Source organism: Rhodococcus aetherivorans, assembly GCF_011058165.1.
GTDB lineage: Bacteria > Actinomycetota > Actinomycetes > Mycobacteriales > Mycobacteriaceae > Rhodococcus > Rhodococcus aetherivorans.
Genome location: NZ_JAALEG010000143.1, coordinates 1 through 9,257 on the forward strand (window position 1 = coordinate 1; position 9,257 = coordinate 9,257).

The 9,257-nt window shown below is 74.7% G+C and carries 1 protein-coding gene; it reads right to left on the reverse strand.

Going from position 1 to position 9,257, the window contains the following annotated elements:
* Positions 1 to 9,257, reverse strand: a 9,257-nt coding sequence (locus G6039_RS29050; RefSeq protein WP_164528175.1) for a non-ribosomal peptide synthetase, incomplete at both ends; no start/stop codon positions are given.

Here is a 9,257-nt window from a genome sequence, read left to right on the forward strand (position 1 = left end):
GTGCCGGGGGCGGGCAGCACGTAGGAGACGAGGACGGTCTCCCCCGACGGGGCGGTGTGGCCGATGGTGTGGGCGAACGCCACGTCCCGGTGTCCGGTGAGTGCGGCGTCGATCTCGGCGAGTTCGATGCGGAAGCCGCGGACCTTGACCTGGAAGTCGGAGCGGCCGACGTACTCGAGGTCGTGCTCCTTGGTCCAGCGCACGACGTCGCCGGTGCGGTACATCCGCTCCCCCGGCACCCCGAACGGGTCGGCGACGAAGCGCGCGGCGGTCAGGTCGGGTCGGGCGTGGTAGCCGCGCGCGAGGCCCGGCCCGGCGACATACAGTTCGCCGGCGACGCCGACGGGCACGGGGCGCAGCCGGGTGTCGAGGACGACGGCGTGGAAGGCGCGGGTCGGCCGGCCGATGGTGACGGGTTCGCCCGGGGTCAGGGGGTCGCTGATGGAGGTCATGATGGTCGCCTCGGTGGGGCCGTAGGCGTCGACCATGCGGCGGCCGGGGGCCCAGCGGGCGACGAGTTCGGGTGGGCACGCCTCGCCGGCGACGAGGAGCACCTCCAGGCTGTCGACGGCGTCCGGGTCGAGGGAGGCCAGCGCGGTGGGCGTGATGAACGCGTGGGTGACCTGTTCGGTGTGCAGGACGTCGGCGAGTTCGTCGCCGCCGTACACGGTCGGGGGCACGATCACGAGGGTGGCGCCGGCCGAGAGGGCCATCATCTGTTCGAACACCGAGGCGTCGAAGCTCGGTGAGGCCAGGTGCGAGACGCGGCTGCCGGGCCGGACGTCGAGGTGGAGGTGTTCCTCGACGGCGAGGTCGGACAGGCCGCGGTGGGTGAGCACGACGCCCTTGGGCCGGCCGGTCGAACCGGAGGTGTAGATCAGGTAGGCGGGATGGTCGGGTTCGAGGGGCGCGGTGCGGTCGGTGTCGGTCGGGGGTTCGGGCGGGTACGGCGCGAGTTCGGCGACGGTGGTGGCGGAGTCGAGGGCGAACCACGGCACGGTGGCGGGCAGCCCGTCGCGGTGGGCGGTGACGGTGAGGCCGAGGGCGGCGCCGCTGTCGGCGAGCATGTATTCGATGCGGTCCCGGGGGTAGCTCGGGTCGACGGGCACGAAGGCGGCGCCGGTCTTGGTCACGGCCCACAGCGCGGTCACGGAGTCGAGGCTGCGGGGCAGGCCGAGGGCGACGACGGTCTCGGGGCCGACGCCGTAGTCGACGAGCATCCGGGCGAGGCGGCTCGAGTGGGCGTCGAGATCGCGGTAGGTGGCGCGGCGGGGCCCGTCGACGACGGCGAGGGCGTCGGGATCGACGGCGACGGCGTCGGCGAGGATCTGTGGCCACAGCCGGGTGCCGAGGGTGTGCGGGCCGTGCGCGGGGACCAGGGCGCGGGTCTCGTCGGCGGTGACGAGGTCGAGGTCGCCGACGGGGGTGTCGGGGGCGCCGGTGACGGCGTCGAGGAGGCGGACGAACCGGTCGGCGACGGCGGCGACGGTGTCGGCGTCGAACAGGTCGGTGGCGTAGACGAGGGCGGCGTCGAAGCCGGTGGGGGCGCCGGTGTCGTCGTGGTTCTCGCCGAGCAACAGTTCGAGGTCGAAGTTGGCCACCGTCGGATCCAGGGGCAGGCCGGTGACGGTCAGGTGCGGCAGTTCCAGGCGGGGGCGTTCGGTGTTCTGGAATTCGAGGGAGACCTGGAACAGCGGCGCGTGGGCGGTGGAGCGGGCGGGGTCGACGGCGTCGACGACCTGTTCGAAGGGGACGTCGGCGTGGGCGAAGGCGTCGAGGTCGGTGGTGGTGACGTCGGTGAGCAGGTCGGTGTAGGTGATCTGCCCGGGGACGCGGGTGCGCAGCACGAGGGTGTTGACGAACATGCCGACGACGTCGTCGAGGGCACGGTGCCCGCGGCCGGCGATGGGGGTGCCCACGGCGATGTCGTCGCTGCCGGAGAGCCGGGCCAGCAGCACCGCGAGGGCGGCGTGCACGGCCATGAACACGGTGGCGCCGTGGGCGTGGGCGAGGCGGGTCAGGCGGTCGTGCAGGGCGGCGTCGATCGGGAAGCGGACGACGTCGCCGCGGAAGGACAGTTGCGCGGGCCGCGGCCGGTCGGTGGGGAGGGTGAGGACCTCGGGCAGGTCGGCGAGGGTGGTGCGCCAGTAGTCGAGCTGGGTGGCGGCGAGGGAGCCGGGGGTGTCGGCGTCGCCGAGACGGCCGAGCTGCCAGAGGGTGTAGTCGGCGTACTGCACCTCGAGCGGCGCCCAGGCGGGGGCGTCGCCGCGGGTGCGGGCTTGGTAGGCGGTCATCAGGTCGCGGGCCAGGGGGGCGGTGGAGAAGCCGTCGGCGGCGATGTGGTGCACGACGAGGACGGCGAGATGGTCGTCGCGGCCGAGGGTGTACACCCGCGCCCGTAGCGGCACGTCGACGGTGACGTCGAATCCGGTGGCGGCGAACTCTCCGGCGGCGGCGACGACGGTGTCCTCGGTGGCGGGCACGACGTCGACGGTGAGGCCGACGTCGTCGGCGTCGAGGATCCGCTGCACGGGCCCGGTGGGGCCGGCCGGGTAGACGGTACGCAGGCTCTCGTGCCGGGCCAGGACGTCGCGGACGGCGGTGTCGAGCGCGGCGACGGACAGATGGCCGGTCAGCCGGATCGCGAGCGGGATGTTGTAGGCCGGGGAGCTGGTGTCGAACTGGTTGACGAACCACATGCGCTGCTGGGCCGGGGACAGCGGGATGCGGTCGGGACGCGGGCGCCGGGCCGGTCCGGTGCCGATGGCGGGTTCGGCGCCCGGGGTTTCGGCGAGGCGGGCGGCGAGGGCGCGGACGGTGGGGGCCTCGAACAGGGCCCGCACCCCGAGGTCGACCCCGAGGGCGGCGCCGAGGCGGGAGGCGGCGCGGGTCGCGACGAGGGAGTTGCCGCCGATGTCGAAGAAGCTGTCGGTGACCGAGACCCGGTCGACGCCGAGGACGTCGGCGAACACCCCGGCGACGGCGGTTTCGAGTGCGTCGGCGGGTGGGACGTAGTCGCCGCTGCCGCCGGACAGGTCCGGTGCGGGCAGGGCGCGGCGGTCGAGCTTGCCGACCGGGGTGAGCGGGATCTCGTCGAGGACGACGACCGCGGCGGGCACCATGTGCGCCGGCAGCCGGTCGCCGACGTGCGCGCGCAGGGCGTCGGCGTCGATGTCGTGTCCGGGGGTGGGCAGGACGTAGGCGACGAGCACGGTCTCCCCCGACGGGGCGGTGTGACCGAGGGTCGCGGCGAATGCGACGCCCGGGTGGCTGCACAGCGCGGCGTCGATCTCGCCGAGTTCGATGCGGAAGCCGCGGACCTTGACCTGGAAGTCGGAGCGGCCCACGTATTCGAGTTCGAGGGCGTCGGTCCAGCGCACCACGTCGCCGGTGCGGTACAGCCGCTCCCCCGGCGCCCCGAACGGATCCGCGACGAACCGGCCGGCCGTCAGGTCGGGGCGGGCGTGGTAGCCGCGGGCCAGGCCGAGGCCGCCGAGGTACAGCTCGCCCGCGACGCCGGCGGGCACGGGGCGCAGGGCGGCGTCGAGGACGAGGGCGCGGACGCCGCGCAGCGGGCCGCCGAGCGTGATGGGGCCGGCGACGGTCATCGGGGTGCTGATGGCGGCCATGATCGTGGTTTCGGTGGGGCCGTAGGCGTTGACCAGGCGCCGGCCGGGCGCCCAGGTGTCGCGCAGTTCCGACGGCCATGCCTCGCCGCCGACGGCGAGCTCGGCGAAGGCGTCGAGGTTGTCGGGGGGCAGGGAGGCCAGGGCGGCGGGGGTGATGAAGCCGTGGGTGACGCCGTGCGCGCGTAGGACGCGGGCGAGTTCGTCGCCGCCGTACACGGTGGGCGGTACGACCGCCAGGGTGGCACCGGAACCGAACGCGAGCAGGTATTCGAAGATCGAGGCGTCGAAGCTCGGCGAGGAGAAGTGCATGACGGTCGCGCCGGGGCCGGCGCCGAACCGGCTGCGCTGGTCGAGGGCGAAGTTCTCGAGGCTGCGGTGGGTGGTCACCACGCCCTTCGGGCGGCCGGTGGAGCCGGAGGTGTAGATGAGGTAGGCGGGGTGGTCCAGGCGCAGCGGGCTGCGGCGGTCGGCGTCGCCGATCGGGTCGGTCGAGGCGTCGGCGAGCCGGGCGGCGAAGGCGTCGGTGTCGACGGTGAGCCAGCGGGCGGTGTCCGGCAGCGTGTCGCGGTGCGCGGCGGCGGTCACGCCGAGGGTGGCGCCGCTGTCGGCGAGCATGAAGGCGATGCGGTCGGTGGGATAGTTCGGGTCGACGGGCACGAACGCGGCGCCGGTCTTGGTGACCGCCCACATCGCGGCGACCGAGTGCAACGATCGCGAAATCCCCAGGGCCACGAAGGTTTCCGGACCCACGCCGAGGTCGAGCAGGACGCGGGCGGCGCGGGTGGACCATTCGTCGAGCCGGCGGTAGGTCCACCGGGCGGCGCCGTCGACGATCGCGACGGCGTCCGGATGGGCGGCGGCGGTCGCGGTGAACAGCTCCGGCAGGGTGCGGGTGGTGCCGCCGGCGGGACCGCGGACCGGGGCGAGGACGGCGCGTTCGTCGTCGAGGAGCACGTCGACGGCCGCGGCCGGGGCGTCGAGATCGGTGGCCAGGGTGGTCAGGGCCCGCTCGATGCGGCGGGCGACGGTCTCGACGGCCGGGCGGTCGAACACCTCGGGCAGGTACTTCAGCCGCAGGTGCAGGGTCGCGGTGTCGCCGGTGCCGGCCGGGTGCGCGACGATGCTCAGCGGGTAGTGCGCGGCGTCGTGGCCGCTGATGCCGGCCACCCGCATCCCGGCGATGTCGGTGTCCTCGGTCAGCCCGGCCCGGTCCACCGGGTAGGACTCGAACACGGTGAGGGTGTCGAAGCCGGCGGCGGCGCCGACGCGGCGTTCGATGGCGCTCAGACCGATGTGGTGGTGGTCGAGCATGGCCGCCTGCTCGGCCTGCACCCGGTCGAGCAGGGCGCCGAGGGTCTCGGCGGGCCGCACGGTGACCCGGACGGGGACGGTGTTGATGAACAGCCCGACCATCGACTCGATGCCGGCGACCTGCGGGGGCCGGCCGGAGACGGTGGCGCCGAAGACGACGTCGTGGCGGCCGGTCAGCGCGCCGAGCACGAGCGCCCACGCGGTCTGCACCACGGTGTTGACGGTCACGCCGCGGTCGGTGGCGACGGCGTCGAGGCGCGCGGCGAGACCGGACGGCAGGTCCAGGTCGAGGTCCTGCGAGACCGCGGCGGTGCGGCCGGGGCGGTGCGCGGGGGCGAGCAGGGTGGGCTCGTCGAGACCGGCGAGGGTGTGGGCCCAGGCGTCCGCGGCGGTGTCGGGGTCCTGCCCGGCCAGCCACTGCAGATAGTCGCCGTAGCTGCGGGGCCGGTCGAGGGCGGCGGTGTCGCCGTCGGTGGCGTACAGCAGCAGCAGGTCCTTGACCAGCAGCGGCGTGGACCAGCCGTCGAGCAGGATGTGGTGATTGGTCAGGGCCAGCCGGTACCGGTCGGCGGCGACCCGGACGAGGGTGGCGCGCAGCAGCGGGGCGACGGCGGTGTCGAATCGGGTGCGGCGGTCCTCGTCGAGCAGGCGCGCCGCCTGACGGTCCGGATCGTCGAGGCCGGTCAGGTCCAGCACCGTCCAGGGCAGTTCGACGCGGGCGGGGACGACCTGGACGAAGCCGCCGGAGCCGTCGTCGGCGAACGCGGCCCGCAGGTTGGGGTGCCGGTCGAGCAGCAGCTGCGCGGCGCGGCGCAGCCGGTCCGGGTCGACGGTGCCGTGCAGGTCGAGGACGAGTTGCACGACGTAGGCGTCGGCGGACTGCGCGGAAAGCAGGGCGTGGAACAGCAACCCGGCCTGCAGCGGGGCGACGGGCCACACGGTGGCCAGGCCGGTGTCGTGCCCGGCCGCCCGGTAGTGGCGTTCGAGGCGGTCGAGGGTGGGCTGGTCGAGGGCGACGAGGGGCACGTCGGACGGGGTCAGGCCGCCGGCGTGCGGGTCGCGGGCATGCCGGGCCAGGGCGGCGGCCGCGGCCGCCCACCGGTCGGTGAGGGCGACGACGTCGGCGTCGGCGAGCAGGTGCTGCGGGTAGGAGAAGGTGGCGCGCAGCACCGGCCCGTCGGGGGTGGACACGGTGACGGCGTTGATGTCGACGGCGGCGGCGGCCGGCATGTCCGGGCTCTGGGCGCCGCCGCGGTCGAAGGCGTCCACCGGCAGCCACGGGGTGTCCGCTTCGGTGAGGGCCGGGGTGAGGCGGCCGAGGTAGTTGAAGCTGATCTGCGGGGCGGGGCGGGTCCGCAGCCGGACGGCGGTGCCGGCGTTGAGGTAGCGCAGCAGGCCGAACCCGAGGCCGTGGTCGGGGACGGCGGCGAGCTGTTCCTTCACGGCCTTGATCGCGGCACCGGCGGCGTCGCCGCCGCGCAGCGCGTCCGGCAGGTCGACACCGCTCAGGTCGAGCCGGACCGGATGGATGGTGGTGAACCAGCCGACGGTGTGGGACAGGTCCGCGCCCGGGGCGACGGCGGTCTCCCGGCCGTGTCCCTCGAGGCCGACCAGCACGTCGTCCACGTCGGTGCCGTGGTCGCGGCGCCAGGCGGTGACCGCCAGTGCCAGGGCGGTGAGCAGGCCGTCGTTGACGGTGCCGTGGAAGGCGCCGGGCACCGCGGTCAGCAGCGCGGCGGTGACGTCGGCGGGCAGGTCGGTGGAGACGGTGCGGACCGTGGCGTTGGTGTCGACGACCGGGTCGAGGGGACGGTCCCCGAGCAGCGGGTCGTCACCGTCGAGGATCGCGGTCCAGCGGTCGAGTTCGGCGACGCGGTCGGACCGGTGCGCGGCCTCGACGAGGGCGTGCGCCCAGCGCCGCACGGAGGTGCCGGCGGGGGGCTCCTCGACCGCGGTGCCGTGGAGGGCGGCGGCCCACGCGGCCGCGAGGTCGGGAACGAGGATGCGCCAGGACACGCCGTCGACGGCGAGGTGGTGTACGACCAGCAGCAGACGCCCGGAGCCGGCGGCGGCGTCGAACCACACCGCCTGCAGCAGGATTCCGGCGGCGGTGTCGAGCCGGTCGGCGGCGGCGTCGAGTTCGGCGGCGGCGAGGGCGAAGAAGTCGTCGGTGTCGGCGGCGGTGGTGACGGGGACGCGGTGGATGAGCGTGTCGGCGGTGACCGCGCCGGGACCGCGGACCTGCAGGCCGACCCCGGCGGGGTCGTCCACGTCGGGGACGAGGCGGGCGCGGAGCATGTCGTGCCGGTCCAGCACCGTCTGCAGCGTGGCCGCGAGGGTGACGCGGTCCAGGCCGGCGGGCAGCCGCAGCAGCGCGGCCTGGGAGTAGCGGTCGATGCTGCCGCCGCGTTCGAGCATCCACCGCACGATCGGGGTCAGGGGCACGGGGCCGACGCCGCGGCCGGGCAGTTCGGCGAGGACGGCCGGGCCGTCGCCGAGGGTGGCGACGGCGGCGAGCGCGGCGGGGGTCTTGCGTTCGAACACATCCCGAGGGGTCAGCTCGATCCCGGCGGCCCGGGCGCGCGAGACCAGCTGGATGGACATGATGCTGTCGCCGCCGAGCGCGAAGAACGAGTCGTCCACTCCGACCGTCTCGAGGCCGAGGACCTGCGCGAACAGCTCGACGAGCTGCTTTTCGAGGTGGCCGGCGGGGGCACGGGTCTCGGTGGCCAGCGCCCCGAAGTCGGGGTCGGGCAGGGCCTTGCGGTCGAGCTTGCCGGTGGCCGTGACCGGCAGGGTGTCGAGGACGACGAGAGTGGCCGGGACCATGTAGGCGGCGAGGTCACCGGCGACCCGGTTCAGCGTGGCGGCCACATCCACGGTCGCGGCGGTCTCCGGAACCACGTACCCGACGAGGCGGTCGGCGGCGCGGTCGTCGCGGTGGAGCACCACGACGGCGCGGGCGACGCCGGGGCAGCGCAGCAGCGCCGCCTCCACCTCCCCCAGCTCGATGCGGAAACCGTGCAGCTGCACCTGGAAGTCGCTGCGGCCGACGTATTCGAGCCGGCCGTCGCGGCGCCGGCGGGCGAGGTCGCCGGTGCGGTACAGGCGGGCGCCGGGCCCGCCGAACGGGTCGGCGACGAAGCGCGCGGCGGTCAGGGCGGGGCGGCCGAGATAGCCGCGGGCGGCCTGCCCGCCGGAGACGTACATCTCGCCGATCACGCCGGCCGGCACCGGGTGCAGCCGCCGGTCGAGGACGTGCACCGTCAGACCGGGAATGGCGTCGCCGATGACGCTGGCCGAGGCGGTCGCGGCGAACTGCCGGTCCAGCGGCTGCAAGGTCACGTGCACGGTGGTCTCGGTGATGCCGTACATGTTCACCAGCACCGGCGCGGTGTCCGGGTGGCGGCGGTACCAGCGTTCGAGCTGGGCGAGGTCGAGGGCTTCGCCGCCGAAGACGACGTAGCGCAGCGACAGGGTGTGCTCGCCGGCGGCGCGGTCGGCCTCGATCAGCTGGTAGAACGCGGTGGGTGTCTGGTTGAGCACGGTGACGTGCTCGCGGCGCAGCAGGTCGAGGAATGCCTCCGGGGAGCGGGCGGTGTGGTGGTCGACGACGACGAGGCGGCCGCCGTAGGCGAGTGCGCCCCACAGTTCCCACACCGAGAAGTCGAAGGCGTACGAGTGGAACATGGTCCACACGTCGTGCTCGTCGAATCCGAACCTGTCGTGGGTTTCGGCGAGGAGGGTGACGACGTTGCGGTGCGGGACGACGACGCCCTTGGGGCGGCCGGTCGAGCCGGAGGTGTAGATGACGTAGGCGGTGTGGTCGGGGTGCAGCACACCGAGCCGGTCGGCGTCGGTGAGCGGGCCGTCGGGCAGTTCCGCGAGCCGGGCGGCGGTGTCCTGGGTGTCGAGCAGCAGCACCGGAGCGTCCCCCGCGGGCAGGGTGGCGGCGTCGGCGCCGGTGGTGACGATGCAGACCGGCCGGGCGTCGGCGAAGAGGAACGCGAGCCGTTCCGGCGGGTAGGACACGTCGACGGGCAGGTATCCGGCGCCGGTCTCGAGGACGGCGAGCAGCGTGACGATCAGGTCGGTCGAGCGGGGCACGGCGACGGCGACGAGCCGGTCGGGTCCGGCGCCGTGCGAGATCAGGGCGCGGGCGAGGCGACGGGCCCGCGCGGCGAGTTCGCGGTAGGTCAGCGCCGGGGTGGCCGGGTCGGTGGGGGCGGTGATCGCGACGGTGTCGGGTGCTGCGGCGACGGACCGCGCGAAGAGGGCGGGGAGGGTCTCGGCGTGCCGGTCGTGCAGGTCCTCGAG